This is a genomic window from Actinoplanes sp. NPDC048791, from assembly GCF_040650095.1.
Lineage (GTDB): Bacteria > Actinomycetota > Actinomycetes > Mycobacteriales > Micromonosporaceae > Actinoplanes.
In genome coordinates, this window is record NZ_JBEZGQ010001736.1 from 1 (window position 1) to 1051 (window position 1051).

The window sequence follows — 1051 nt, forward strand, 5'->3', positions numbered from 1 at the left end:
GGGCGATCGCCGAGGGCACCAGCACCTTCACCGACGACCACCAGGGCCGCCAGCTGCTCGGCCACCGCCGCCCGCTCGGCGACGAGCACTACGGGTGGTATCTGCAGGACATCACCGAGGAGCTCGCCCGCGCCCAGGAGTTCCAGGCCGAGCGCGACCGCACGCTGTTCCTGGCCGAGGCGAGCCGGCGGTTGTCCGCCTCGCTCAACCAGCGGCGCTGCCTGCGTACCACCGTGGAGCTGGCGGCGGCCCACCTGGCCGACGCCGCGGTCGTGGTGCTGCCGGCCCGCCGCCGGCAGAACGAGTGGATGCGGCTGATCGCCGGCGAGTCCGTGGAGGAGGGCGTGCTCCGCGAGAGCGTGCTCGGTGAGGTCCCCGGCCTGGAGGAGGCGCTGGGCGGCTTCCCGCCGATCCCGAGCCGCTGGCTGGACGCCTCGCAGATCCCGGCGTGGCTGCTCCCCGAGGGCTTCGGCCCGGTCGGCGCCCTGCTGGTGACGCCGCTGCCGGGCAACGCCGAGCCGGCCGGTGCGCTGATCCTGGCCCGGCGCGGCCCGGACGCGGTGTTCTCGGCCGAGGACGAGATGCTGGCCCGGATCTTCGCCGCCCGCGCGGGCGGCGCGATCTCCGCCGCCGCCCTCTACCGCGACCAGGTCGACACCACCGCCATCCTGCAGGCCGACCTGCTGCCGCCGGAGCTGCCGCAGCCCGAGGGCGTCGAGCTGATCGGCTCCTACCAGGCGGCGAAGGACGCGCTGCGGATCGGCGGCGACTTCTACGACGTCTTCGGCCCGGTCGAGGACAGCCCGGAGACGGTCGTCGCGCTGGGCGACGTCTGCGGCAAGGGTCCCGAGGCGGCCGTGCTGACCGGCAAGGTGCGCCAGACGCTGCGCGCGCTGCGGCTGGTCGACGCCGACCCGGCCGCGATGCTGACGGTGCTCAACCGCGCGCTGCTGGGCTCGGGCCGCCAGCACCGCTTCGTCACCCTGGTCGTCGCCGCGATCAGCCGGGCCGAGCACGGCCGGGTGCGCATGTGCCTGGCCACCGGCGGGCA

General features: G+C 75.5%; 1 protein-coding gene. It reads left to right on the top strand.

Annotated features, from left to right (window positions below; translation table 11 throughout):
* Positions 1–1051: SpoIIE family protein phosphatase (locus tag AB0C29_RS50060; protein ID WP_360835660.1), on the top strand; the 1051-nt coding region annotated here is incomplete at both ends.